Annotated in this window: 25 protein-coding genes; 9 read left to right on the forward strand and 16 right to left on the reverse strand. The window is 65.9% G+C overall.

Annotation, left to right across the window (positions count from 1 at the left end; all coding sequences use genetic code 11):
- Nucleotides 1-68: 68 nt before the first annotated feature.
- On the forward strand, nucleotides 69-1,184 hold the full coding sequence (locus tag BXU08_RS19295) for a glycosyltransferase family 4 protein (protein ID WP_077511785.1): 1,116 nt from the start codon (nucleotides 69-71) through the stop codon (nucleotides 1,182-1,184).
- Here the strand turns inward: BXU08_RS19295 and BXU08_RS19300 are convergent, their stop codons facing one another.
- The 6 genes from BXU08_RS19300 to BXU08_RS19325 all read right to left on the reverse strand — a co-directional run bounded on the left by BXU08_RS19300 (nucleotide 1,185) and on the right by BXU08_RS19325 (nucleotide 8,129).
- Nucleotides 1,185-2,654, reverse strand: coding sequence for an O-antigen ligase family protein (locus BXU08_RS19300; RefSeq protein ID WP_171982581.1), 1,470 nt, complete (start codon nucleotides 2,652-2,654; stop codon nucleotides 1,185-1,187). It lies immediately after the preceding gene.
- Nucleotides 2,546-3,787 (reverse strand): hypothetical protein, encoded by a 1,242-nt coding sequence (locus BXU08_RS19305; protein WP_077511789.1) that lies wholly within the window; start codon nucleotides 3,785-3,787, stop codon nucleotides 2,546-2,548. Before BXU08_RS19305 ends, BXU08_RS19300 begins: the two co-directional genes overlap by 109 nt.
- Nucleotides 3,771-5,966, reverse strand: a complete 2,196-nt coding sequence (locus BXU08_RS19310) for a polysaccharide biosynthesis tyrosine autokinase (protein ID WP_077511791.1) — start codon at nucleotides 5,964-5,966, stop codon at nucleotides 3,771-3,773. Before BXU08_RS19310 ends, BXU08_RS19305 begins: the two co-directional genes overlap by 17 nt.
- 39 nt (nucleotides 5,967-6,005) lie before the next feature.
- Nucleotides 6,006-6,704, reverse strand: coding sequence for a polysaccharide biosynthesis/export family protein (locus BXU08_RS19315; RefSeq protein WP_171982582.1), 699 nt, complete (start codon nucleotides 6,702-6,704; stop codon nucleotides 6,006-6,008).
- 161 nt (nucleotides 6,705-6,865) lie between these two features.
- Nucleotides 6,866-7,624 (reverse strand): metallophosphoesterase family protein, encoded by a 759-nt coding sequence (locus BXU08_RS19320; RefSeq protein WP_253190449.1) that lies wholly within the window; start codon nucleotides 7,622-7,624, stop codon nucleotides 6,866-6,868.
- 322 nt (nucleotides 7,625-7,946) lie between these two features.
- Entirely contained in the window at nucleotides 7,947-8,129 is a 183-nt protein-coding gene (locus BXU08_RS19325) for a hypothetical protein (protein WP_150125589.1), read from the reverse strand.
- Between the two features lie 150 nt (nucleotides 8,130-8,279).
- Here BXU08_RS19325 and BXU08_RS19330 point away from each other — a divergent pair, with 150 nt between their 5' ends.
- On the forward strand, nucleotides 8,280-9,557 hold the full coding sequence (locus BXU08_RS19330) for a M48 family metallopeptidase (protein WP_150125590.1): 1,278 nt from the start codon (nucleotides 8,280-8,282) through the stop codon (nucleotides 9,555-9,557).
- A 9-nt stretch (nucleotides 9,558-9,566) separates the two neighbouring features.
- Here BXU08_RS19330 and wecC read toward each other — a convergent pair whose 3' ends face one another.
- On the reverse strand, nucleotides 9,567-10,862 hold the full coding sequence (wecC, locus tag BXU08_RS19335) for a UDP-N-acetyl-D-mannosamine dehydrogenase (protein ID WP_077511801.1): 1,296 nt from the start codon (nucleotides 10,860-10,862) through the stop codon (nucleotides 9,567-9,569).
- Nucleotides 10,846-11,976, reverse strand: a complete 1,131-nt coding sequence (gene wecB / locus BXU08_RS19340) for a non-hydrolyzing UDP-N-acetylglucosamine 2-epimerase (RefSeq protein WP_077511803.1) — start codon at nucleotides 11,974-11,976, stop codon at nucleotides 10,846-10,848. Before wecB ends, wecC begins: the two co-directional genes overlap by 17 nt.
- Before the next feature lie 103 nt (nucleotides 11,977-12,079).
- On the opposite strand from wecB, the gene galU reads away from it, so the two are divergent.
- On the forward strand, nucleotides 12,080-12,940 hold the full coding sequence (gene galU, locus BXU08_RS19345) for a UTP--glucose-1-phosphate uridylyltransferase GalU (protein ID WP_077511805.1): 861 nt from the start codon (nucleotides 12,080-12,082) through the stop codon (nucleotides 12,938-12,940).
- A 183-nt stretch (nucleotides 12,941-13,123) separates the two neighbouring features.
- Here galU and msrB read toward each other — a convergent pair whose 3' ends face one another.
- Entirely contained in the window at nucleotides 13,124-13,573 is a 450-nt protein-coding gene (gene msrB / locus BXU08_RS19350; RefSeq protein WP_077511807.1) for a peptide-methionine (R)-S-oxide reductase MsrB, read from the reverse strand.
- A gap of 83 nt (nucleotides 13,574-13,656) precedes the next feature.
- Here msrB and BXU08_RS19355 point away from each other — a divergent pair, with 83 nt between their 5' ends.
- On the forward strand, nucleotides 13,657-13,917 hold the full coding sequence (locus BXU08_RS19355; protein WP_077511809.1) for a hypothetical protein: 261 nt from the start codon (nucleotides 13,657-13,659) through the stop codon (nucleotides 13,915-13,917).
- A 21-nt stretch (nucleotides 13,918-13,938) separates the two neighbouring features.
- Here the strand turns inward: BXU08_RS19355 and BXU08_RS19360 are convergent, their stop codons facing one another.
- The 5 genes from BXU08_RS19360 to BXU08_RS19380 all read right to left on the reverse strand — a co-directional run bounded on the left by BXU08_RS19360 (nucleotide 13,939) and on the right by BXU08_RS19380 (nucleotide 18,786).
- Nucleotides 13,939-14,949, reverse strand: coding sequence for an NAD-dependent epimerase/dehydratase family protein (locus BXU08_RS19360; protein ID WP_077511811.1), 1,011 nt, complete (start codon nucleotides 14,947-14,949; stop codon nucleotides 13,939-13,941).
- Between the two features lie 250 nt (nucleotides 14,950-15,199).
- Entirely contained in the window at nucleotides 15,200-16,003 is an 804-nt protein-coding gene (locus tag BXU08_RS19365; protein WP_077511813.1) for a HesA/MoeB/ThiF family protein, read from the reverse strand.
- Nucleotides 16,000-16,449: a dUTP diphosphatase gene (gene dut, locus BXU08_RS19370; RefSeq protein WP_077511815.1), complete on the reverse strand. Its 450-nt coding sequence runs from the start codon at nucleotides 16,447-16,449 to the stop codon at nucleotides 16,000-16,002. Before dut ends, BXU08_RS19365 begins: the two co-directional genes overlap by 4 nt.
- A 1-nt stretch (nucleotide 16,450) precedes the next feature.
- Nucleotides 16,451-17,674 carry a bifunctional phosphopantothenoylcysteine decarboxylase/phosphopantothenate--cysteine ligase CoaBC gene (coaBC, locus tag BXU08_RS19375; protein ID WP_077511817.1) on the reverse strand — a complete coding sequence of 408 codons (1,224 nt, stop codon included), beginning with the start codon at nucleotides 17,672-17,674 and terminating at the stop codon, nucleotides 16,451-16,453.
- A complete protein-coding gene (locus tag BXU08_RS19380; protein WP_077511819.1) occupies nucleotides 17,671-18,786 on the reverse strand; it encodes a hypothetical protein in 1,116 nt (371 codons plus the stop codon). The genes coaBC and BXU08_RS19380 overlap by 4 nt, the downstream gene beginning before the upstream one ends.
- A 101-nt stretch (nucleotides 18,787-18,887) precedes the next feature.
- Between BXU08_RS19380 and BXU08_RS19385 the strand changes: the two genes are divergently transcribed.
- Genes BXU08_RS19385 through BXU08_RS19395 form a run of 3 tightly spaced genes read left to right on the forward strand, consistent with a single transcriptional unit; the run spans nucleotide 18,888 to nucleotide 21,855 of the window.
- Nucleotides 18,888-20,375 carry an ATP-binding protein gene (locus BXU08_RS19385; RefSeq protein ID WP_077511821.1) on the forward strand — a complete coding sequence of 496 codons (1,488 nt, stop codon included), beginning with the start codon at nucleotides 18,888-18,890 and terminating at the stop codon, nucleotides 20,373-20,375.
- Nucleotides 20,372-20,821, forward strand: a complete 450-nt coding sequence (locus BXU08_RS19390) for a response regulator (protein WP_077511823.1) — start codon at nucleotides 20,372-20,374, stop codon at nucleotides 20,819-20,821. The genes BXU08_RS19385 and BXU08_RS19390 overlap by 4 nt, the downstream gene beginning before the upstream one ends.
- Nucleotides 20,818-21,855: a sensor histidine kinase gene (locus BXU08_RS19395; RefSeq protein WP_077511825.1), complete on the forward strand. Its 1,038-nt coding sequence runs from the start codon at nucleotides 20,818-20,820 to the stop codon at nucleotides 21,853-21,855. The genes BXU08_RS19390 and BXU08_RS19395 overlap by 4 nt, the downstream gene beginning before the upstream one ends.
- A 30-nt stretch (nucleotides 21,856-21,885) precedes the next feature.
- Here the strand turns inward: BXU08_RS19395 and ubiB are convergent, their stop codons facing one another.
- Together ubiB and BXU08_RS19405 are read right to left on the reverse strand one after the other, a co-directional pair.
- Nucleotides 21,886-23,421, reverse strand: a complete 1,536-nt coding sequence (gene ubiB, locus BXU08_RS19400; RefSeq protein ID WP_077511827.1) for a 2-polyprenylphenol 6-hydroxylase — start codon at nucleotides 23,419-23,421, stop codon at nucleotides 21,886-21,888.
- Nucleotides 23,422-23,554: 133 nt separating this feature from the next.
- Nucleotides 23,555-24,286, reverse strand: coding sequence for a class I SAM-dependent methyltransferase (locus BXU08_RS19405; RefSeq protein ID WP_077511829.1), 732 nt, complete (start codon nucleotides 24,284-24,286; stop codon nucleotides 23,555-23,557).
- Nucleotides 24,287-24,331: 45 nt separating this feature from the next.
- Here BXU08_RS19405 and mutM point away from each other — a divergent pair, with 45 nt between their 5' ends.
- Nucleotides 24,332-25,141: a bifunctional DNA-formamidopyrimidine glycosylase/DNA-(apurinic or apyrimidinic site) lyase gene (mutM, locus tag BXU08_RS19410; RefSeq protein ID WP_077511831.1), complete on the forward strand. Its 810-nt coding sequence runs from the start codon at nucleotides 24,332-24,334 to the stop codon at nucleotides 25,139-25,141.
- A 91-nt stretch (nucleotides 25,142-25,232) separates the two neighbouring features.
- Nucleotides 25,233-25,496 (forward strand): 30S ribosomal protein S20, encoded by a 264-nt coding sequence (gene rpsT, locus BXU08_RS19415; RefSeq protein ID WP_077511832.1) that lies wholly within the window; start codon nucleotides 25,233-25,235, stop codon nucleotides 25,494-25,496.
- The last annotated feature ends 17 nt before the right edge of the window (nucleotides 25,497-25,513 follow it).

Raw genomic sequence — 25,513 nt, forward strand, 5'->3', positions numbered from 1 at the left:
GCAAGCGTTGCGGGCTTCCCGATGCCGTTGGGGATGTATAATGCCCCCCGACCAATGCGCGAGGGCAAATGGCCGATAAAACCGTCGTAATTTCCATCAATGGGTCGTGGAATATCCTGAACTTCCGGCTCGGGCTGGTTCGCGGCCTTCAGGCGGCCGGCTACCGGGTCGTCGCCATCGCCCCCCGGGACGAATATTCCGATCGGCTTGCCGAGTTCGGGATCGAGTATTTCCCGATCGAAATGGATCCGCGCGGAACCTCGGTGTTGCGCGATCTGCGGTTGTTCGTCGACTATTATCGCCTGCTGGGCAAACTACGCCCAGCGGCGTTTCTGGGCTACACGATCAAGCCCAATGTCTTCGGATCGCTCGCCGCCCGGTTGCGGGGCACGCCGACGATCAACAACATCGCCGGACTGGGCGAGACATTTCTCGCCAGCGGGCTGATCAACCGCCTCGTTCGCGGTCTATATCGCTTAGCGCTCGACCGGGCGACCGTGATATTCTTCCAGAACCCGGACGACCGAGCGCTGTTCGTCGAGAAGGAGATCGTCCGCGCCGAACGCACCCGGTTGCTTCCCGGATCAGGCGTCGATCTCAGCCGGTTCCAACCCTCTGCGCGCACGGTATCGGCGGAGCAGGGCGTCACCTTCCTCTTCGTCGGTCGGTTGCTCCATTCCAAAGGCGTTGCCGACCTCGTCGAAGCGGCGCGTATCGTGAAGTCCCGTTACCCGAACACGCGCGTGCAACTGCTCGGACTGATCCAGGAGGGCAGGGGTGCGATCACGCTGGAGACGCTTCGCGAATGGGAGCGCAGCGGCGCGATCGAGTTCCCCGGCGGTGCAGATGATGTCCGGCCATTCCTCACGGCCGCCGATTGCGTCGTTCTCCCCACCTTCTATCCCGAGGGGACGCCACGCTCGCTGCTCGAGGCGGCAGCGGCCGGCCTGCCGCTGATCGCCTCGAACGTTCCGGGCTGCCGCGAGATCGTGGAGGACGGCGCCAATGGTTTCCTCGTCCCGCCGCGCGACCCCGCCGCGCTCGCCGAGCGCATGACGGCATTGCTCGAACTGCCTGCCGATGCGCGCGCGGCGATGGGCCGCCGAAGCCGTGAGAAAGCCGAGCAGGAGTTCGACGAACGGATCGTCGTCACCCGCTACCTAGAGGCGTTGCAGGAAATCTGATCAGTCCGCCGAAAGATGGCGGACATCGGATTCGGTCTTTGCCTTCGATCGCCGCGAGTGCGCGCGGGGTTCGGCCATGAGCGCGATCGACATCGCGAAAATCGCCGAGATCGCGACGGTGCGCAGCGGATAATCGACCAGGCTGTGTGCCATCACCGTCGCGGAGACGATTGTAGCAGCCTTGGTGAACGAATCCGATTCCGCGTCGTGCCAGATCGCGAAGACCCGCCGCGTCCACCAGATCAGGAACAGCAGCAGCAGCGCCGCGCCGAAAAGGCCGGTCTCCAGGAGAACTTCCAGCAAGTCGCTGTGCGCGTGGTTCATGTAGAAGCGGGTGATCTGCGACGGATCTTCGCGGCTGCGATACACGTCGACGAATGTCCCGATTCCTGAGCCCGTCGGAAGATATTCAGGGGTCGCCGACAGCGTCCGGCCGAACGAGGCGTAGCGTGACGTCGAACTGGTGCGCGCCTCGTCCGTAGTCAGGTTATTGCCGAGCGGCGCCGTCAGCACCAGCGCGACGCCGCCGACCGCCGCGATCGCGGCTCCGCCCAGCGCCCATTTCGGCAGCTTGCGGCGATGGCTGAGGAACAGGAGGAGGCTCGCGCCGAGTACCGGAAGGGCAAGGCCCCATCCGGCGAGCGAGCGGTTCAGGATCAGGCCGAGCGCGATGACGAGGAAGACCGCGGCACCGATCACAGCGATGCCCGAGCTTCGCGCAGTGTTCTTCCCCCGGCCGCGCTCGGACAGGACGACGGCGGTGAGCAGGGGAATGGCGGCCAGCAGCATCGTGGCAAGGTGGTTGGCGTTCGAAAAGAAGCCCACCGCCACGCCGCGGTTGGTGATCTGATACAAATACCAGGGGCTGTTTTCGCCGCCCGCGACCTGAATCCCGCCGACTGCGACGGAGACTGCCGCCACGGCCAATATCGTCCAGGCAAGATAGCTGGCCTTGTATCCGCCCAGCAATGTGATCCCCAGCAGCACCGCCAGCGCCGGCAGCATCCAGAACAGCGATGCCAGCGTATGCTGGGCATTTAGCGAGATCGGCAGCCACGGCGCAGGCACGCCGAGAAGCTCGAAGCCGCGCAGGATCGGTTCGCGGCCCGGCAGCGACGTCCAAAGCGCCGGCGGCAGCGGCACGATCTGGATCAGAAAAAGCCCCACGAAAAGGGCCGCGAGGACCAGGAGCTGCCGGCTTGGCGGCGAGATCGGGCCGCGCCGGCGCCAGAACAGGGCGATGTAAAGGACGAGAATCGCAGCCAACTGCAGCGTCAGATTGGCCATGTAGCCGGCGGCGCTCGCGCCTCCCAGCAGCAGGCAGGCCATCAGATAGGCGGGGACGGAGAGTTGACGCATAATCAGTGCGTGCTTTCGAGACGACGCAGCGCGAGGGCCGGAATGGTGACGGCTTGCGTCGCCGGGAATTCGCCGGCGCGGCCTTCGAGACGAAGCATCTGCGCGCCGCAATCCTGAGCGGGCACCGTGAAGTCGAACGCCCTGGTTTCAGTCGTGTAGGTGACGCCTTTGAGCGGCGCCTCGGCCAGACGCGCGCCGCCGCCGGCACAGGATACCGACCAGAGCAGCAGACTGCCCTGACCGTCGGCATTGCCTTCGACCTTGAACTGCATCCGGTAGCGGCCGGGTGCGAGCAGCAGGAGCTGCGACGTCAGGTCGCCCGATTCCCGGCCGAAATATTCGACGGTTAAGCCTCCCGCGCGCTGCGTTTCCGCGGCACCGACGCTGTTCGCCGACAACAGCCAGTTGAACGGGGCAGGCTCCGGACGTCGCTCGAAGCGCGGATTGAAGACCAGTTGCCCGGCGGGCATCGCGGGTGCCTTGTTGAACTCGGCCCATAGCCGGAATGCTTCGCCATATCGCTTGCGCTCGACGAACTGCGCAACGAGCGCATTGCGCCAATCCGGATCGTCCTGTCCGCGGGGAGGCGGCGCGCCGCGCGCGAGTTCGAGGACTACGCCGGGCTCGGCGCCGCTCTGGGCAAGCTGCTGCAGAACATGGTTCAGGAGCGGATCGCCGCGCAGGGCGCCGGCCACGGCGGAGCGCGTCCGCGGATCAACGGCAAGCTTGGCCAGTTCGGGCACGATCAGCGTGGTGACCTGAGGGACCAGCCGAGTCAGGACCTTCAGCTCGCGGGTAGCTTCGAGCACCCGCATCGCGCGCAAGTCTTCCTGGAGCAGGAACAGGCGTGCCAGGCGATGCCGCGGATTGCGGCGGCGCGCTTCCGTCAGCAGCGCCTGTCCCTTCGCCGCCTGTCCGCGGTAGAGGGCATCGACGCCGGTTACGAAATAGGGCTCGGCCGATAGCGGAGCATCGGAGGCCGCGTCCTTGACGCGGGCCAGGGACGCCGCAGGAACGCTTTTCGCGCCGGTGGCGATTTCCGCGCCGGCGGCCTCGAATGCGCGGTCGGGACTGTCCGGCGCGATCGCGGCGAGCGCTGCCTTATGGGCCGAGAGCGCGTCGGGTGCATCGACCTTGATGACGATTGCCGCGAGACCGAGCGTCGCCGCGATCGCGACCGCGTGGCGCGCGACTGCAGGCCACTCGATACGGAGTCGCCGCCCGGACTTACTCCGCACGGCCACCGATTGCGCGAATCTCGCGGTTGCGATTTTCGACCGAGCGATAGCTATAGGCTTCGTAATTATAGCCATAGCCCGTCGCCTCATGGCGATAGCGGGTGAGCAGTGCGCCGACCACATTGCCGCCCGACGAACGGATGCGATTCAGCGCTTCGACAGCTGCCCGCGTCCGCGTCTTCCCAGCTTCCACAACCATCAGCGTCGCCTGGCAGACCGTCGAAAGCAGGGGGGAGTCCGCAAGCCCGAGGATCGGCGGGCCGTCGATCACGACCATATCGAAAGCGCTCGTGGCTTCGGCCAGGATGGCGCGCAGTCGCGGTGACGACAGCAGTTCGGCCGGGTTCGGCGGGATCGGGCCGCAGGGCAGCAGCCAGAGGCCCTCGACGTCCGTCTGCTGGACGTGGTTGTTGAGAAGATCGTGGGTCGTCAACAGGTTGGAAAGACCATCTTCCTTCTCGCGTCCCGTTACGAATGCCGGTTTGCGCATGTCCGCATCGATGAGCAGCACCCGACGACCCAACCGGGCGAAATGCTGGGCGAGCGCCCAGGTCGAGGTCGATTTACCCTCTGCCGGGCGGGTACTCGTCACGAGCAGGACGCGCGGGACTCCGCCGTCCGTAGTGAACTGGAGCGACATCGCGGCAGAGAAATACGCTTCCGAAATCGGCGAATTCGCTTCGCGCAGGGCCTCGGTTGGGCGCTTGCCCTTGGATACCGGGATCCCGCCGAGGAAGGCGAGTTCCAGATCGTCGCGGACATCGTCGGGCGTCTTGATGGTATCGTTGATGAACTCCACCGCCAACGCCGTGCCCAGGCCGATACCGGCGCCGATGAGCATGCCCAGCAGCAGATTGACCATGAGATTCGGCTTGTACGGCGACGAGGGAACATCGCCCCTGTCGACCACGGAGGCATTGCTGACGCCGACGCCGCCGGCGACGCCGATTTCCTTGTAGCGCTGCAGAAGTGCTTCGTAGAGCGAACGGTTGGTGTCTACGTCGCGCTGCAGGATCGTATATTGAATGCTGCGGCCGCGAAGGTCGAGGACCTGACCACGGAGCTGTTCGACGCGCGAGCGAAGCGTGTTCTCGGTCGACAATGCGGCCTGATAATCGGCGCGGCGTGTGCCGGACTGGCCGGCGCGCACGCTTCCCGCCTCGGTGCGGATCGCTTCGTCGATCGCAGTGATGCGGGCCTTCAGGCTTTGCAGCTCGGGGTAATCCGGCCGGAAGATCGTGGCCTTCTCGCGATAGTCGCTTTCGAGCTTCGCACGCTGGTTACGAAGGTCGGCGGTACGTTCGGAAATCTCGACGGTCGCGCTCGAGGCAGTCGATTCCCGATAGGCCTGTTCGGCGGCGATACGCTTGGTCTCCGCATCCGCGAGCGCCTTGTTCAGCTCGACCAGCGATGTCCCCGTGAGCGAGGCGGTGTCGCTCGTTGCACTTTCTCCGGCGCCGGTGCGGATGATGCCCTGCTGCTGCGCATAGGCAACGAGTTGGCGCTCCGACGTCTCCAGCTCGCGGCGCACGGTGCCGATCTGCTTCTGCAGGAAATCGCGCGCATAGGACGATGCCTGGTAGCGCCGCTCGAGGCTGGTGCGGATGTAGCTGTCGGCGAAACCGTTCACGATCTTCGCGGCGAGCTGCGGATCTGCCGACGAATAGGAAATCTTGATCAACCGGCTGCGCTCGTCCGATTCAACCTTCAGATTGGCATTGAGCAGGTTGGTGGCGATACGCTGACGCGTTGCGCGATCGGCATTCGGGTCTGGCACCAGCGCTTCGTTGGAGGCGAGATTGAGATCCTGAACCACGCGTGCGGCAAGCGACCGGCTGCGAAGGAGGCCGCTTTGCGTCTGCACGAAAGCCTGATCGTTCTGCGCAACCGGGCCAGCCTTGCCGCCGTCCATCACCTCCACCGAAGGCGGGTTGATCTCGATCACCGCTTCGGACCGGTACAGCGGCGTCGTCAGCAGCGTGAAGATCACACCGCCGGCTATTCCGGCCGCAACGGCGCCAAGGAGCAGCCAGCGCCACGTCCAGGCGATCCGCCACAGCGCGGCCAGGTTCAGATCCGAGCCCTCGGTCCGGTTGAGGCCGAGCAGCGCGTCCTGGTTGCGGGGCTGCTGCGTTAGCGGCCAGACCGCCGCCACACCCCGGGGCTCCAGATCGTTCTTACCCATTGCTACTATATGTCCCCAGAACTTCTGCGTCGGCGATGATTAAAAGGGCCGGAAAAGGGCGACGACCGGCAGCGTGGCGAGAAGATCGCGGAACACCGATTGCGAGCCCGATCCGTCGACCACGACGATGTCGCCGCTGAACACTTGCGGATCCGCTGCTTCACCGCGGCGAATCATGGTGAGGTCGAACGCTGCCGCCATCCGCTTGCCTTCGACGGTGCGGAAAATCGCCACGCGCTTGGGATTGGCGTCCTTATCGACGCCCCGCGCCAGCGCGACGGCCTTGAGCAGCGTGAGGTCGCCCGTCGCAGGATATGCGCCGGGCAGTTTGACCGACCCGTCGATCGTCACGACGCGTGCCGCGGCCTCCTTGACCACGACAGTCACGTCCGGATCGCGCAAATAGCGCTCGTTCAACTTGGCGACGACGGTCTGCTTGATCTCCGCGGTCGTGTGCCCGGCCACGGGAACCGCGCCGATCAGCGGGATCGCGATATTGCCGACCGGATCGACCTGATAGTCCCGCGAAAGCTCTTCCACGCGGAACACGATGATCGAAAGCGTGTCGCCTGCAGAGAGGCGATAATCGGCGCCCGTCGACATCTTGGGCTGATCGGGAGGGCCGAAATCGGCGACGTCATAGGGCACGGGCCCGCCGCGGGTGTTGCACCCCGCCAGCAGCGCACTGAAAAGCACGCATGCAATCATCGCGACCGGTTTGGCTGCTCGAACGCTCATGAAATTGAATGCTCCATCGACCGTGGTCGCCCGCCTCGCGGGATGTTCATTTCCCCCGCCCATAGGACCGAATCCTATTCACGCGCAAGGGGTGCAAACTAGCTGCCACAGCGCTCACAAATCATTCGACGCGGGATGGCGCCAGTGGCGCTGAAATCGCGCTATGCCGAAATATTGTCACCCGAAGTGCCAAGATATGTCTTCTCGGCAGCATCGATAACGAGGCATGTGAGCACGCCCGTTCGGTAAGCGCCGGTATCGATCGCGATTCTATTTCTACGCTCGACAATCTTTTCTACGATCGTGTGGCCATGAACGACGACAAAGCCATGATCGATGGAATCGCTCAGAAACGGCTCGCGAATCCATCGGAGGTCGCGGCGGCTCTGATCTTCAAGCGCAACCCCGGGACGTATTCCGGCGTGCACGAATAGGTAGTCGCCAAAACGAAACGTATCGGAAAGCTCGTTCAGAAACTTCAGATGATCTGACGGGATCGCGCCGCGAAGAGTTTCAAGCGCATCCTGCTCTTCCAAAGTCGTCAGCCGATCGGGGGACAACCCATAGCTCCGGACGCATTCGCGGCCGCCATATTCCAGCCAGTTGTCGAGAATTCCGGTTTCGCCGTTGAGGACGCGGAGGAAGAATTCCTCGTGGTTGCCGGCGAGGAAAACCATTCGGCTGCCGCGGCCACGATAGTTTCGCAGGAATTCGATGACAGCGGCCGAGTCCGGTCCGCGATCGATGAAGTCGCCGAGGAAGATGATGTAGTTGCGATCAACCGGGCGCGCTGCCAGATCGGCTTCGATTTTCGCAGTCAGTTCGCGGAGCAGGTCGAGGCGCCCGTGGATGTCGCCGATCGCGTAGGCCCGTGCGCCGGCGGGTCCGGACGGGGCGGGGGGTCCGCCAAGCGCAGACACAAATTTCCCCCACAAACTCATGCTTCTGACAATTCCAAATCGACCTATTCCGCGTCCATCTGCCAATGTGCGCAATCCCCGGCAAGTCAATAACGCCGAGAGTGTGGATTGGGCTGCCATCCCGAGATCGGCGACCTTGGGGACGGAGGACGCTCCGGCTTTGGCCGATCAAGGCGACCGTAGGAAATCGCGTTGCCGGACGTGTCAGAAGGCCGGGCGGCTGCAATGCAGCGTCCCGATGCGCGGGGAAGTCGACGTTCCCGCGTCGGGCAAAAAAAATGGCGGCCGTTAGGCCGCCATCCAAAACTCAAATACCGAAGGCTTACGGGCTTTCGGGATCGTCATCGTTGTTGGCGAGTGCAACTGCGCCGCCGATGATGGCGACGGTCGCAAGGACACCGATGATCACGGCCGGCGCCAGCTCGCTGTCATTCTCGCTCACCGTAGCGGCGCGCGAAAGCGAAAGCTTGGAGGCCGGAGCCGCCACAACCGGGGTAGCTGCCATCGTAATGACTGCAGCCGCCGTAAGAAGCTTAGACAACATTATTTTACTCCCTCTTCGAGCTCCGGTGCTCTCGTCAGGCGACCCTATGACATAGGAGTCCGCCCACGGCAACACCTCAAAATTCAAGCTCACGACAACTTAGCGTTGCCGTTGCTCGAACGCAACACTGGTCCGGTATATCCGAACTCTTTGCTCACAACGTGGACCCGTGCTGCGAGCGCACGCATTTTCATAACGCGCTGCAGCATTAGTGCCAAGGGGTTAATGGACGGTAGTCCCATGCGGTTCGGGCCACAAGGACCACGCGCAGACGATTGTCGTCCCATCCTGCCACATTGTGAATGCCCGGCGGGCGTGGCTAAAGAAGCCATGGTTCGATTTCTCCGGCGCGCGATTCGATATTGTCGGGGATTCGCAGGCGTAGCGGCGAGTATCCCGCTGTTTTTCGGTTCGATTGCCGCACGGGCGGAGGCGAATCAGAGCGCCGAGGTTTTCGAGGCGGTTCGGAAGGCGGACCTCGATCTCGCCCTGATCGGCTGGCGGCTGGCAGTCGCCAATGCGCCGCTATGCGACCGTTTGGAGCCCGGAATCGGCTTTCAGCTCCATACGCTCGACCAATTCGACCAGGCATCGCGCGACGCGGCGCGGGCGCATTTCCAGTTCGCGACGCCGGTGGGGATCGAAGGCGTGCTCCCCGGCAGCCCGGCCGAGCAGGCGGGATTGCGCGCAGACGATTCGCTGGTTCGCGTCGGTTCGGTCGATATCGCGGCGATCCAGGGGAAGAGCGGCACGACCCAGCGACTCGTCGCCGCCCAATTGGCTATCGCGGGCTTGCCCCAGGGCCAGCCGATCGAAGTCCAAGCGATTCGCGCGGGATCACCGGTCACGCTGACCATCCGGCCGGTTCCGGCATGCCGTACCCGGTTCGAGCTAAGGCTCGCGCAAAACTATAGCGCCTCCGCCGACGGCACGATGGTCCAGGTCAGCTCGAAGTTCCTCGAAGCCTATACCGGCGAGCAGGTCGCGGCCGCCGTGGCGCACGAATTTTCACACAACATCCTGCGTCACCGCGAGCGGCTGGAGGCGCGCGGCGTGGATTTCGGAATGCTCTCAGGGTTCGGCGCCAACGTGAAGTATTTTCGGGAGACCGAGATTCGCGCCGATCTTCTGTCGGTCTATCTCTTGGCGAACGCGGGTTACTCTCCGGGTGCGTCGATCGCATTCTGGCGCAGCTTCGGGCCAAGCAAGGCGGGGGGCATCTTCCGCAGTCGATCCCATCCGCACTGGCGCGACCGGGTGGCGACGCTCGAAGCCGAGATCGCCAAACTCGAGACGTTGCCGGCGCGTCCGGTCATTCCGTCCTGGCTGGCCGAGCGCGACCAGCCGCTGACCGGCGACTGGCAGTCGCTTCTCATCCGCAATCGTTGAGGTGAAGGCTCAGCTCGCGAGTCGCAGCGCTTCGCTACGGCCAGGCGCGGGCTGATCGGGCCATATGCCGCGCGTATCATAGACCTGCTTTTCGGCGCGCTCGTCGAGCGGGATCGAGCGGAACACGTCGTGATCGACCAGCACCACGAAGCTGGCACAGGTTTCGATCGCCGAATCGACATCGATGAGCGTCGCGCCGGTGCCGTCGAAGCATGCGGGCAGGGCATCGGCATAGGGCTCGACGATCTGTACGCGCTCGCCGAACCGATTCGCGAGCGCAACTGCGATCTTGAGCGCCGGGCTCTCGCGGAAATCGTCGATATTGGCCTTGAAGGCGAGGCCCAGACAAGCGACCCGCGCCGCGGGGTCGGCCTCGACCATCGCTGATGCCTGGGCGATGACATGATCGACCTTGCCGTCGTTCACTTCGCGGGCGGTGCGGATCAGCGGGGTCTGCTCGGGCGCGGCGCTGACCAGGAACCACGGGTCCACCGCGATACAATGCCCGCCGACGCCTGGGCCCGGCGACAGGATGTTGACGCGCGGATGGCGGTTGGCGAGCCGGATGACTTCCCACACATCGACGCCCATGTGATCGGCGACCAGCGACAGCTCGTTGGCAAAGGCGATGTTGACGTCGCGGAACGCGTTCTCGGCGAGTTTGGTCATCTCGGCCGCCTTGGCAGTGGTGGTGACGCAGGCGCCGCGGACGAATCGGCGATAGAATTGCAGTGCCTTGCGTGCGCAGCGTGGGGTGATGCCGCCGATGACGCGGTCATTGTCGATCAGCTCGACGAGGATGCGGCCGGGCAGCACCCGCTCGGGGCAATAGGCGATGGCGACGTCCGCGCTGCCAGTGCAGTGGCCGGGGATCTTCAGATCGGGTCTGAGCTGTGCGAGCAGCGCGGCGACCTTCTCGGTAGTGCCAACGGGCGAAGTCGATTCGAGGATGACGACGTCGCCGGCCTTGAGCACCACCGCGACGGTGGTCGCGGCCTTGAGGACATAGCCGATGTCGGGCGCATGATTCTCACGGAACGGCGTCGGCACGGCAATGACGAACACATCCGAAGGTTCGATATGCAGCGAGGCGCGCAGATTGCCGCGTGCCACCACGCCCGAGACGAGGCCGTCGAGGTCGATCTCCTCGATATGGACCTTGCCCGAATTGACGGTCTCGACGACGTGCTCATGGACGTCGACGCCCAGCACCCGGGCGCCGGTGCGCGCGATCACCGCGGCGGTGGGAAGGCCGATATAGCCGAGGCCGAGAACGGCGACCTTGAGCTCAGAGTCCGAAACCATGTGCGACGATCCCTGCAATCCGCTCTGCTGCATGGCCGTCGCCGAACGGATTGTGGGCGCGTGCCATGGCAGAATAGGCATGGGGTACGTCGAGGAGGGTTGAGATTTCGGAAACGATCCGGTCGGGATCGGTGCCGACCAGCTTTGCGGTGCCAGCCGCGACGCCTTCGGGGCGCTCCGTAGTCTCGCGCATCACCAGCACCGGCTTGCCGAGGGCGGGGGCTTCTTCCTGCACGCCGCCCGAATCGCTGAGGACGATTTCAGCCATGCCCAGCGCGCGGATGAAATGGGGGTAATCGAGCGGGTCGATGCGGCAGATGTTGGGCCGGTCGCCGAGCACGCGGTCCATCACCGACACGACATTGGGATTGGGGTGCATCGGGAAGAGCACCGCAGTGTCGGACCGGTCGGCGATCCGGGCGATCGCGCCGGCGATCCCGGCCATGCCATCGCCGAAATTCTCGCGGCGATGCGTTGTGACGAGTATCAGCCGCTTGCCGGCGAACCGCTCGGCAATCGGGTCGAGGCCCGCGGCGAGCGACGTATCCGCGGCGATCCGCTCCCGGGTGGCGTGGAGCGCATCGATCACCGTGTTGCCAGTGACGTGGATCGTCGCAGTATCGATATTCTCGCGGCGCAGCGCATCGGCAGCGGTCTCGGTAGGGGCGAAATGCTGGTCGGCGATCGGGGCGACGATGCGGCGGTTCACTTCCTCCGGCCAGGGCTGGTAGATGTCGCCGGAGCGCAGCCCGGCCTCGACATGGCCGACCGGCACCTTCCGGTAATAGGCCGCGAGCGCTCCGACCATCGCGGTGGCCGTATCGCCCTGGACCAGGACCCGATCGGGCTTCTCGGCATCGAGCACCCTGCCGAGCCCGGTGAGCAGCCGCGCCGTGAGTTCATCGAGCGACTGGCCCGGCGTCATCACGTCGAGATCGACGTCAGGAACGATCCCTGCGATTGCCAGCACCTGATCGAGCAGCCCGCGATGCTGTGCGGTGACGCAGGTACGAACCTGGAGCCCGCCATGCGCCTGAAGCGCCTGGACGACCGGGAAAAGCTTAATCGCTTCGGGACGGGTGCCGAACACGATGAGGACCTTGGGTGCAGACATGGCGCACTGCTTAGCGCCCGAGGCTTAAGACCGATATAAGCGCGCGGGCCGATGCTTGATCGGGCCTTTTGGAACGGGCAAGGCCGCGGCCGAGGAGAGTTTCATGATCAAGCCCCTGCGTAAGGCCGTATTCCCCGTCGGTGGCCTTGGCACCCGCTTCCTGCCCGCAACCAAGGCGATGCCCAAGGAAATGCTGCCGGTCGTGGATCGGCCGCTGATCCAGTACGCCGTCGATGAAGCAATCGAGGCCGGGATCGAGCAGATGATCTTCGTCACCGGCCGCGGCAAGAGTGCGATCGAGGACCATTTCGACATCGCATATGAGCTCGAGAAGACGATGTCGTTGCGGGGCAAGTCGCTCGACGTGCTCGACGCGACGCGGTTGAAGCCGGGCGCAGTCGCCTATGTCCGCCAGCAGGAGCCGATGGGCCTCGGCCACGCCGTGTGGTGTGCCCGCGACATCGTCGGCGACGAGCCCTTCGCGGTGCTGCTTGCCGATGATTTCATGGTCGGGAAACCCGGCTGTCTCAGGCAGATGGTCGACGCGTATAACAGGGTCGGCGGAAACCTGATCTGTGCCGAGGAGGTCCCCGACGACCAGACGCATCGCTATGGCATCATCACGCCCGGCGGGCGCGACGGGGCGCTGACCGAAGTCAAAGGGTTGGTCGAAAAACCGGCAGCCGGCACCGCGCCGTCGAACCTGTCGGTGATCGGGCGCTATATCCTCCAGCCCGAAGTGATGGGCGTGCTGGAGAGTCAGGAAAAGGGCGCAGGAGGCGAGATCCAGCTGACCGACGCGATGTCGCGGATGATCGGCGACCAGCCCTTCCATGGAGTGACCTTTGCCGGGACGCGCTATGATTGCGGCGACAAGGCCGGGTTCATCCAGGCGAACATCGCGGTGGCGCTGGAGCGGGCGGACATCGGGCCGGCGGTGCGGGCGTTCATCGCAACGCGCTGAGGCGGCGAAGTTGACGAAGTTGACTATTTCGCGCGAGTGGCGACGGTCAACCAGCGCTAAACGCGGGTCGTGCGTACGCCGTTCGGCGATAGTGGGCACACGCGCAAAGTAGACGATGCAAAGAGCGGCCGGGGGCACCGGCCGCTCAAGCTAAGCAGACCAAATCCTACATTGGAACATGGTTCAGCCAGGCTGCTCGACCTGGTCGAGATAGGCGCCATAGCCCTGCGCCTCCATCTCGGCGCGCGGCACGAAGCGCAGTGACGCCGAATTGATGCAATAGCGCAGGCCGCCGCGATCGCGCGGGCCATCGTCGAAGACATGGCCGAGATGGCTGTCGCCGTTGGCCGAGCGGACTTCGGTGCGGACCATGCCGTGGGTGACGTCGCGCAGTTCGGCGACGTTGGCGGGCTCGATCGGCTTGGTGAAGCTCGGCCAGCCGCAGCCCGACTCATATTTGTCGGCCGAGGCGAACAGCGGCTCGCCCGAGACGATATCGACGTAGATGCCCGGCTCCTTGTTGTTCAGGTATTTGCCGGTGCCGGGACGTTCGGTGCCGCTTTTCTGCGTCACGAAGAATTCCTCGGGCGAAAGGGCGGCGAGCGCTTCGTCGGTCTTGCGATATTGGGTCATGCGGATCTCCGTTTCGCGCAGCTATGTGGGGATGCCGGGCCGCGGGTTCCACAGGCGCGTCGCGATCGGCTATCGGCACGGGCATGGCGAAGAAGAAACGCATCCTCACCGCGACCTTGTCGGACGGCTACGTCAAGACGATCGGGCCGACCGCGGCGCCGTTCACGCATTACTGGCGCATCGTCGCGCATCTGGGCGGCGGGAAGACCGAGGTGTTCTGGGGGCACGCCAAATCGCTGCGCGAGGCGACAGGCAAGAAGGCCGCCACCGCCGACGCGGCGAAACAGCGCGGCTGGGAGCGCTATGATTTCGAGATCGTCGAGCTGGTCGAAACGCCCGGCTGAGGATCGGGCCGGGCTTTCAGGTCAGGCCTTATAATGCTCCAGATACCAATCGACGAAGCGCGCGACGCCGTCGGATGGCGTAGTCGAGGGCGCATAGCCGGTGAGGCGCTTGAGCAGCGCGGAGGAGGCTTCGGTAGCGGGAACGTCGCCCTGCTGCATTGGGAGGAGGTTCTTGATTGCCCTCCTGTTCAATGCGGATTCGAGCGCGCCGATATAGTCCATCAGCGGAGTCGGCTGGCCGTTGCCGATGTTGACGCTGCGGAACGGCGCGACCGGGGACAGGCTGTCACCCTCGACCGGCTCGCGGCCGGGGATCGCATCGGTGAGGCGGACGATCGATTCGGCGAGATCGTCGATGTACGTGAAGTCGCGCACCATGTTGCCGTTGTTGTAGACGTCGATCGGTTCGCCCGCGAGGATCGCCTTGGTGAACTTGAACAGCGCCATGTCGGGGCGTCCCCACGGGCCATAGACCGTGAAGAAGCGGAAAAAGGTCATCGGCGTGCCGAACAAGTGGCTGTAGCTGTGGCCCATCAGCTCGGTCGCGCCCTTGGTCGCGGCATAGAGGCTCAGCGGGGTCTGGGTGCGCTGGGTTTCCTCGAACGGCATCTGGGTGTTGGCGCCGTAGACCGAGCTGGTCGAAGCGGCGAGCAGGTGCTTGACCGGATTGTGCCGTGCGAGTTCGAGGATGTTGTGGGTGCCGACCAGGTTGGTGCTGATATAGCTGGCGGGCTCGTCGATCGAATAGCGCACGCCGGCCTGCGCGGCGAGATGGATCACCGTGTCGGGCTTGAAGTCGGTCCAGGCCGCGCCGAGCGCATCCTGGTCCTCGATCGACACGCGAGCGAGCGAATAGTCGGCGTGATTGCCGAGGATGTCGGTGCGCGCTTCCTTGAGCGCGACATCGTAATAGGCCGAGAAATTGTCGACGCCGAGCACCGTGGCGCCCTGCTGGAGCAGCTTGCTGCAGGTGTGGAAACCGATGAATCCCGCCGAGCCCGTGACCAGAACCCGCTTGCCGTTGCTCGCCATATCGCTCCTGTCCGATCGTGCCCGATGCAGGGCGGTAACGGAGAAAGGCTACCAGCGGCTCAGCATCGGCATGTCAAGACGAACCGGTCCGCCACGGACTCGCACCATGGTTAAACATGCGCTAAGATATCGCCTCGACTGAGGGAGTAGCGGCCGTGGAAGAGCCGGAGAGGATTGGGGATCTGGTGGACGATTATGTCCGCGAGCCCGACACAGTACCGACCGAGCAATTCGCCGATGAGCCCAAGGCTTATGCCTTTGACGGCTGGTCGATGGTGCCGCTCGAAACGGCCTGAAGACCGCCACATGCGGGGCAGCCGGGATCCTTTGGCAGGATCAGGCTGCGGAAGCGCAGTGACAGCGCATCGACGAGCAGCAGCTTGCCCGCACTGTCCTCGCCGAACGGCGCGCAGGCGCGGATGGCTTCGAGTGCGGCGAGGCTTCCCATCACTCCAGTGAGCGCGCCGAGCACGCCCTGTTCGGCGCAGGTAGCCTCTGGGCGTTCGGGATCGGCGCCAACGAAGCAGCGATAGCAGGGCTTGCCGCTTTCCCAGCCGCGGAAGGTGCCGAGCTGGCCTTCGAATTCCGCCACTGCCGCCGAGACGAGCGGAATGCGCGCGGCGAGCGCGGCGTCGGCGACCCCGAGGCGCGTGGCGAAATTGTCCGACCCATCGAGGATCGCGTCGGGCTGGAGATCGTGCAGCAACGGTGCGGCATTGGCCGGGCCGATGCGCTCGCCGATCGCTTCGAAGCGGACATCGGGGTTGAGCCGGGCGACCGCCTGCGCCGCTGCATCTACCTTGGGCATGCCGATCTGGTCGGTGCCGTAGAGCGTCTGGCGCTGGAGATTCGACAGCGCGACATCGTCATCGTCGATCACGCTGATCCGCCCGACACCCGCGGCGGCGAGATACTGGATCGCCGGCGAGCCGATCCCGCCTGCGCCGATCAGCAGGACGTGGCTGGCGAGCAGCCTGGCCTGGCCCGACCCGCCGACTTCGCGCAGCACGATGTGCCGGGCATAGCGGTCGAGCTGGGCGTCGCTGAGGCTCATCGCGTTCCGGTGGAGCCGAAACCGCCGGCGCCGCGCGCGGTCTCGTCGAGCGTCTCGACTTCGGCGAGTTCGGCGCGCTGGACGGGGGCGGGGACGAGCTGGGCGATGCGGTCGCCACGGGCGATCGGGAAAGGCGTGTCGCCGAGATTGGCGAGGATCACCTTCACTTCGCCGCGATAGTCGCTGTCGATCGTGCCGGGGGTGTTGAGGCAAGTCACGCCATGCTTGAGCGCGAGGCCCGAACGCGGCCGGACCTGGACCTCATAGCCCTCGGGAATCGCCATCGCGAAGCCGGTGGCGACGGCGTGGCGCGCGCCGGGGGCAAGGGTCAGATCCTCCGCCGCGACGACGTCCATGCCCGCGGCACCCTGCGTGGCGTAAGCGGGGAGGGGGAGATCCTCGCCATGTGGGAGGCGCTGGATCTGGATGCGGATCGGGGAGAGCATTTCAGCCTTTCGGGGGAGAGGAATTGCGGAGCGCGTCGGCGATGCGCCCGGCCAGGCGGCGAGCGACCTCCGGCTTGGGCAGGCGCTCCCAGCTCTCGACGCCGTCGGCGGTGACGAGGTGGACGGTGTTGGCGTCGCCGCCCATCACGTCTCCCGACACGTCATTGGCGACGATCCAGTCGGCGCCCTTGCGAATGCGCTTGGCAGTAGCGTGATCGAGGACGCGCTCGGTCTCGGCGGCGAAGCCGACCACCAGCGCCGGGCGGTGCGGGCTGTGGGCGAGCAGCGCGAGGATGTCGGGGTTTTCAGAAAGTTGGAGCGACGGCGGCGCTTCGCCCTTTTTGAGCTTCTGCGCGGCGGCTTCGGCACGCCAGTCGCCGACCGCGGCGACCATTACCGCGGCATCGGCGGGGAGCGCGGATGCGACGGCGTTGGCCATGTCCTGCGCGGTTTCGACATCGATTCGCGTGACGCCGGCGGGCGTGGGCAGCGTGACCGGGCCGCTGACCAGCGTGACGCGCGCACCCAAACCGGCAAGCGCCTCGGCAAGGGCATAGCCCTGGCGGCCCGAGGAGCGGTTGGCGATGTAGCGGACCGGGTCGATCGGCTCGTGAGTGGGGCCTGCGGTGACGAGGATGTGTCGGCCGCTCAATCCGCCCGTTTGCGTTTCGACAGGCTCAGCGCGAACGGATGCGGAGAGCGCGCCCTGGATCGCCGCGAGGATCGCTTCGGGCTCGGGCAGGCGGCCGGGGCCGTATTCGCCGCAGGCCATCGGGCCTTCGTCGGGCTCGAGCACTGTCACGCCGTCGGCGCGCAGCCGGGCGACGTTGCGGCGCGTGGCGGCGTGGCCCCACATCCGGACGTTCATCGCCGGCGCGGCGAGGACGGGCTTGTCGGTGGCGAGGAGCAACGTGGTCGCGAGATCGTCGGCGAGGCCGGCGGCCATCTTGGCGAGGAGATCGGCAGTGGCGGGGGCGACGACGACGAGGTCGGCTTCGCGGCTGAGCTGGATATGCCCCATCTCGGCCTCGTCCTTGAGATCCCAGAGCGTCGTATAGACCTGGTTCTCCGACAGCGCGGCGAGCGTCATCGGCGTGACGAAATGGCTGCCGCCTTCGGTGAGGACGACTTTCACGCCGATCCCGGCCTTGCGGCACAGCCGGACCAGCTCGCAGGCCTTGTACGCGGCGATGCCGCCGCCGACGATCAGCAGGATGCGCTTCATCGGGCTACCCTTGTCACGGTGATGCGGCGCCTGTCGAGGTTCGGACGGAGCAGGTCGCGCAGGCCATCGGGCACGAAGACGAGCCCGGCGAGGAACACCGGCGCCACCATCAGCGCCCAGTAGAAGGTGTCGCTGCGCGCGAAGATGCCGATCAGCGCGGCATAGGCGGCGAGCAGCGCGACCATGCGCAGGCCCAGCGGATCGTCCCACGCCGCCCAGCCGAACAGCGCCAGCCCGACGATCATCGCCGCCGCGGCGACCGGCAGGAGCTGGAGCGCGGTGGCGAGGCTCAGCGCCTTCACGAAGAAGCCGAAGCCGAGCAGCCCGCTCCAGCCCGGCGATGCGGCGTCGAGCGGGCCCGTCATCCCGCTGACGGCATGGGCATGCGCGGCGAGCGCAGCGGCGAACAGGACAAGCGCAGTGAGCCAGCCCAGCGCCTCGCGCCGCGCGCCTTCGCGCCACGCCATCGCCAGCATGACCAGCACATAGAGCGCGGCGGTCTCGCGGATCAGCATCGCGACGAGCCCGAACGCCACCGATTCCATCCAGCGGCCGGGCCGGCGCAGCCCGAGCGAGAGGGCAATCAGCAGCCCCGCCCAGATCTCGTGGAAGGCGACGAGCTCGGCCTGAAGAAAGGCGAGCATCGAGCCGATCAGCAGCAGCAAGGCAGCGAGGCGCGGCAGCGCGCGGGGCAGCACGTCGCCGAGGCGCAGTCCCCAGACCATGCCGACATAGGCGGCGAGCAGATAGAGCAATGCCGCAGGGCCCCAGGGCGGCAGCGCGGCCTGCACCACGGCGAGCGAGGGCATCCGCACCGTGAGGAAGGGGCGTAGCGGGTAGCCGCCGGCGCGCAGCGCATCGGTGGCGACGGTGTAATAGTCGCCGCCGCCCTTCACCCCCGCGACGATCTTTTCATAGACCATCAGATCGGTCTGGTCGGACTGGCTGGTGGCGGGACCGGTGGCGACGGCGGCCGGATCGGGCACGGCGAGCACGGTCAGGCAGGCGAGCAGCAGCAGCGCGAGCCCGGCGAGCACGACCCGCCCGCGCGTCTTGCCGATCCCGGCGAAACGGCTGGGGGCGGAGAGCCATAGGGACGGGGAACGCGCCATGCAGGCGGGGAACTACACGCGCGGCGGCTTCGGTGTCGAGGGGCGTGCCGCGTCGTCACGGCCATTGTGGCTATCGCACGGGCCCCCTAGAGACGCATGCGATGCCCAACCGATCGCTCGAAAAGCTCCAGCCGAGTTTTGCCCGCCGCGTGATCGCGCTCGTCGCGATCGGCTTCCTCGCTTTGATCGGCGCGGGGATCGCGACCGCCTGGGTGCAGATGCGCAATCAGGACAATGCCCGCTGGGTCGAACATACGCTCGACCTGGAATCGCGGCTCGGCGCCTTTGCCAGCGCGAACGAGCGCACCGAGACGGCGCGACGCGGCGTGCTGCTCGGCGGTGGTCCGCTGTTCCGCCAGCGCATGCAGGAGTCGGCGGACGTCGCGGCGGCGGCGCTGCGCGATATCGACGGGCGGACGCGCGACAATCCGCTACAGCAGCAACGCGTGCGTGCGCTGGAGACGTTGCTCGCCAAGCAGCAAATCTATCGCCAGCCGGCGATGCTGGAAGGCGCACCCGCGATCCGCGCGGGCAAGCTGGAGGATGATCCTGCGATCCTGCTGATCCGGCAGATCCGGACGACATCCGAGGCGATGGGCGCCACCGAGCGCCAGTTGCTGGCCGACCGGCAGGCCGACCAGGCCTATTCGCAGCGCGTCTTCTATCTGATCCTTGCGCTGGCGGGCGCGCTGGTGATCCTGGTCGCGGCGCTGACCTTGTCGCTGATGCTGCGCTACACTCGCGATCTCGCCGCCTCGCGCGTCGAGCTGCGCCGGCTCAACGAGGGGCTGGAGGAGATGGTCGACGAGCGGACGTCCGAGCTGCAGCGCGCCAACGAGGAGATCCAGCGCTTCGCCTATATCGTCTCGCACGATCTGCGTTCGCCGCTGGTCAACGTGATGGGGTTCACCGCCGAGCTGGACGCGGCACGCAAGACGGTGTCGACTTATCTCGACAAGGTCGAGGAACGCGCGCCCGAGCTGGTCGAGGAACCGGTGCGGCTGGCGGTGCGCGAGGACCTTCCCGAGGCGATCGGATTCATCCGCACCTCGACACAGAAGATGGACCGGCTGATCAACGCGATCCTGCGGCTGTCTCGCGAGGGGCGGCGCACGCTGGCGATCGAACCGATCGATACCAACGGGCTGGTGCAATCGATCATCGACAGCCTGCAGCACCGGGTTAGCGATGCCGGGGCCGAGGTTCGCGCCGATCCGCTGCCCAAGATCGAGAGCGACCGACTGGCCGTCGAGCAGATCCTGTCGAACCTGATCGAGAATGCCGTCAAATATCTCCAGCCCGGCCGGCCGGGGCTGATCCAGGTGCGCGGCCATGTCGAGCGCGAGCGCGTCATCCTGGAAGTCACCGACAATGGCCGCGGCGTCGATCCGCGCGATCACGAGCGCATCTTCGACCTGTTCCGCCGATCGGGCATGCAGGACCAGCCCGGCGAGGGCATCGGCCTGGCCCATGTCCGCGCGCTCGCCTATCGGCTGGGCGGCCTCATCGAAGTACGATCAGAGCTTGACCGCGGCTCCACCTTCAGGCTTTCGATGCCGCGGGTCTTGAGACCGGGGGACTTAAAATGACGAATCATCAACCCGTTAACATCGTGATGATCGAGGACGACGAGGGCCATGCCCGTCTGATCGAGAAGAACATCCGTCGCGCGGGCATCTCGAACCTCATCCGCCATTTCACCGACGGCACCTCGGCGCTGAACTATCTGTACGATTCGCCCGAGGGGCCCGCGCAGAACGGCCCGGCGCTGATCCTGCTCGATCTCAACCTTCCCGACATGAGCGGCACCGACATCCTGGCGCGCATCAAGAAGGAAGGCAGCCCGCTCAAGCGGACGCCGGTGGTGGTGCTGACCACGACCGACGACAAGGTCGAGATCGAGCGCTGCTATGACCTGGGCTGCAACGTCTACATCACCAAGCCGGTGAACTACGAGAATTTCGCCGACGCGATCCGTCAGCTCGGCCTGTTCCTGTCGGTAATCCAGGTGCCCGACGTCGCGGAGGCCGATTGACCACGGCATCCGCCCATATCCTGTATGTTGACGATGACGAGGGGCTGAGGCGGCTGGCCCAGCGCGCGCTGACTCGCCGCGGCTTTGCTGTGAGCCTTGCCGCGAGCGGTGCCGAGGGCGTCGAGATGGTGCGCGCCGGCAGCTACGACCTGGTCGCGATCGATCATTATATGCCCGGGCAGGACGGGCTGGCGACGCTCAACCTGCTGCACGCGCTGCCCAATTGTCCGCCGGTGGTGTATGTCACCGGATCGGACGAGACGCGGATCGCGGTCGCGGCGCTGAAGGCCGGCGCGGTCGATTATGTCGTCAAATCGGTGGGCGACGATTTCTTCGACCTGCTGGCGAGCAGCTTCCACCAGGCGCTCGACAAGGTGCGGCTGCGTAGCGCCAAGGAAGCCGTGGAAGAGGAATTGCGCGCCAGCAACGCGCGGCTCGAAGCGCTGCTCGGCGAAGTCAATCACCGCGTCTCGAACAGCCTCCAGCTGGTCTCGGCGTTCGTCCATATGCAGGCTTCGGTCCTCTCCGACACGGTTGCGAAGGGCGCGCTGCTCGAGACCCAACAGCGTATCCAGGCGATCGCGCAGGTGCACCGCCGGCTCTACACCTCGGGCGATGTCGAGTTCGTCTCGATGGACGATTATCTGCGCGCGCTGGTCGCCGAGCTCGAACAAACCTGGTCGACGCCGGCATCGCCGCGGACGCTGCGACTGACGGCCGAGCCGATCAAGCTCAAGACCGACCGCGCGGTATCGCTGGGCGTGATCGTCAACGAGCTCGTCACCAACGCCTGCAAATACGCGTATGGGCCCGCGAGCAGCGGCGAAGTGCGCATCCATCTGTCGCACGCGTCGGACGCGCATTTCCATCTGAGCGTCGAGGACGACGGGATCGGCATGCCCAAGGACGGCCGCATCCAGGGCACCGGGCTCGGCACCAAGCTGGTGCGCGCGATGGCGAGCAGCCTCCAGGCCAAGATCGAGTTCGATCCCGCGCATGCCGGGGTCCGTACGACGCTGCGCGTGCCGTACTGAGCTCCTTGCCTTCCCTGCACGGGAGGGAGTTTAGAGAAACGCCATCCACATCGCCGCCGCGCTCGCCGCCGCGGCCAGCACCGCCACCGCGGCATAGCGCCAGCCGCCGCCGACGCGGACGACTTCGATCTCGCGCAGCGGCGGGGTAGGGGGCGCACCGCCGGGTGTAGGATAGCGCAGCTCGATGTTGCGGATCAGCTGGGGCAGGCGCGCCAGCGTGCGCAGGTCGGTGATGATCCGGTCGGCGACCGCGGCCTCTGGACCGAGCTCGGTGCGGATCCATTCGCCGACGAACGGGCCGGAAGTCTCCCAGAGATTGATCTCGGGATCGAGACCGCGCGCGACGCCTTCGACCATCACCATCGTCTTCTGGAGGAGAAGCAGATGGGGTTGCGTCTGCATGTCGAAGTCGCGGGTGATGTTGAACAGCCCGTCGAGCATCGCGCCGACGCTCATGTCCTTGACCGGCTGGCCGCGCATCGGCTCGCCGACGGCGCGCAGGGCGGTGGCGAACTCGGCGACATTGTGGTGCGCGGGGACATAGCCCGCCTCGAAATGGATTTCCGCCACGCGCTTGTAGTTGCCGGTGATCAGGCCGTAGAGGATTTCCGCCAGCCACACCCGCGCACGGCGGTCGATCCGGCCCATGATGCCGAAATCGATCGCGGCGATGCGGCCGTCGGGGAGCGCGAAGAGATTCCCCTGATGCATATCGGCGTGGAAGAAGCCCTCGGCGATCGCCTGACGCAGGAAGGCGCGGATCAGCTTTCCGGCGAGCGCAGTGGTATCGTGCCCCGCAGCGATCAGCGCGCCGCGGTCCGACAGCTTGATGCCGTCGAGCCATTCGAGGACGAGGACCTTGCCGGTGGTCCGCTGCCAGTCGATCTCGGGCACATAGAAATCGGGCTCGGCGGTCATGCCCTCGGCAAGCTCGGAGGCCGAGGCGGCTTCGCGGCGGAAATCGAGTTCGCGCGCGGTCCAGCGCTTGAAATGCTCGATGATCAGGCGGGGGCGCAGACGTGCAGCTTCGCCGCCCATGCCCTCGACCTGGGCCGCGGCCCATTCATAGGTCTCGATCGCGCGGGCAAATTCGGTCTCGATGCCGGGGCGGAGCACCTTGACTGCAACCTGGCGACCATCGGTGGTGACCGCGCGGTGGACCTGCGCGATCGAGGCGGCGCCGACCGGGGCTTCCTCGATGCTGGCGAAGAACGTCTCCAGCGGGCGGCCATAGGAGGCTTCGATCCGTTGGCGGATCACGGCGAACGGCAGGGGGGGAAGTGCATCCTGAAGACGCAGCAAGTCGTTCGCGGCTTCCTCGCCGACCAGATCGGGGCGGGTGGCTAAAGTCTGGCCGAGCTTGATCGCGGCGGGGCCGATCGCCTGGAAGGCGTCGGCATAGCGCGGCTGGGCGGGCACGCGCGCGCCGAAGCGGGCGAGACGAGCGATGCGGCGGACGGGCCTGGGCGTATTGGGATCGCGCTCGATCCCGCGCAGCGCGCCGTGACGCGCGAGGATGCGGCCCCATTTGAGCAGGCGCCAGAGGTGGACGGGCGAGGCGGTCACTATTCTAGCCCCTGCCCTTCAGGGGAGGGGGTTGGGGTAGGGCCCTTCAACGTGCGATGGGCTGGTGAGATGGACGGGCCACACCCCCAACCCCCTCCCCTGAAGGGGAGGAGCTTTAGCAGAAGAGAAGCCATCAAATCTTCCAGCCGCTATGGATCGCGACAAGCCCGCCGAGCAGCGGCTCGACCTTGGTCTGGGTGAAGCCGGCATCGCGGATCATTGCCTCGAATTCGGGCATCGGCGGGAAGCGGCGGATCGATTCGATCAGATAGCGATACGAATCGGCGTCGCCTGCGAGCAGCTGGCCGAGCTTGGGGACGAGGTGGTGCGAATAGGCGTCATAGACCTGGCCGAAGCCGGGCCATTCGGTGGTCGAGAATTCGAGCACGTAGAAGCGGCCGCCGCGCTTCAATACGCGGTGTGCCTCGCGGAGCGCCTTGGGGATGTCGGTGACGTTCCGGATGCCGAAGGCGATCGTATAGGCGTCGAAGAACTTGTCGGGCCATATCAGCGTCTCGGCGTTCGCCTCGCTCCACACCAGACCGTCGATGCCGCGCTCCGCGGCGCGCTCGACGCCGACCGCCAGCATCTCGGGATTGATGTCGGCGACGGTGATCTGCGCGCCCGAAGGCGCCATGCGGAAGGCGATGTCGCCGGTGCCGCCGGCCATGTCGAGGATATGCTCGCCGGCGCGTGGCTTCACGCGGCGGACGAACAAGTCCTTCCACAGCCGATGCAGCCCGCCCGACATCGCGTCGTTCATCAGGTCGTATTTGGCGGCGACGTTGGAGAAGACCTCGCGGACGCGGGCGGTCTTTTCCTCGGGGGCGACGTCTTCGTAGCCGAAGGAGACGGTGTCGGACATGGGTGCGCTCTAGCGGGGGCAGGGGAGCGCGGCTAGGGGTTTGCCATGCCAGAGCTTCCCGAAGTCGAGACGACCGTCCGTGGCCTCGCGCCGGTGCTGGAGGGTGCGCGGATCGAGCGCGTGACCTTGCGGCGCGGCGACCTGCGCCGGCCCTTCCCGCAGGACCTAGGCCAGCGGCTGACCGGCGCCACCGTCACGGGCCTCGGCCGGCGCGCCAAATACGGGCTGATCGAGACCGATCGCGGCGACACGATGGTGTTCCATCTCGGCATGTCGGGGCGGTGGCGGATCGACCCCGAGGAACTGGGCAAGCACGATCATTTCGTCATCGAGACCGCCAAGCATCGGCTGGCGCTCAACGACGCGCGGCGATTCGGTTCGATCGACCTGGTGCCGACCGAGGCGCTCGACGAATGGCCGGCGTTCAAGGCGCTGGGCCCCGAGCCGCTCGGCCCCAATTTCGACGCTGCGCATCTGGCCAGGGTGTTCAAGGACCGAATCGCGCCGGTGAAGGCGCTGCTGCTCGACCAGCGCGTGGTGGCGGGGCTGGGCAACATCTATGTGTGCGAGGCGCTGTTCCTCGCGCGAATCGCCCCGACCCGCGCGGCGGGGACGATCACCAGGGCGCGGCTGGCCAAGCTGGTCGATGCGGTTCGCGAAGTGCTGGAGGCGGCGATTCGCGCCGGCGGCTCGACGCTGCGGGATTATGCGCGGCCGGATGGCGAACTTGGCTATTTCGCCAAGGAATGGCGTGTATATGGCCGTGAAGGCGAGCCCTGCGCATGCGGTGGCCTCGTCGAACGACGCGTCGACAGCGGCCGATCGACCTTCTGGTGTCCGAGATGCCAGAAATGATTGACCCGAATCGCCCCAGACGTTAAGGGGCTCGCCTTTCCCGGCGTGGGCCCGTTCCCATGCCCCTCCAATTGAGCAGGAACGAGACGGCATGGCGAATACGCCGCAAGCGAAGAAGCGTATCCGGCGGAACGACCGCCGTGCGGAAATCAACGGTACGCGCGTCAGCCGTATCCGGACCTTCATCAAGAAGGTCGAGTCGGCGCTCGAATCGGGCGACAAGGTCGCGGCAACCGCCGCGCTCGCCGCTGCGCAGCCCGAGCTCGCGCGCGGCGTCGCCAAGGGCGTGCTCCACAAGAATACTGCCGGCCGCAAGTTCTCGCGCCTCAACAAGCGCGTCCAAGCGCTGGCATAATCGTCACATTTCCGTAA

The sequence above is a fragment of the Sphingomonas sp. LM7 genome, assembly GCF_002002925.1.
Taxonomy (GTDB): domain Bacteria; phylum Pseudomonadota; class Alphaproteobacteria; order Sphingomonadales; family Sphingomonadaceae; genus Sphingomonas.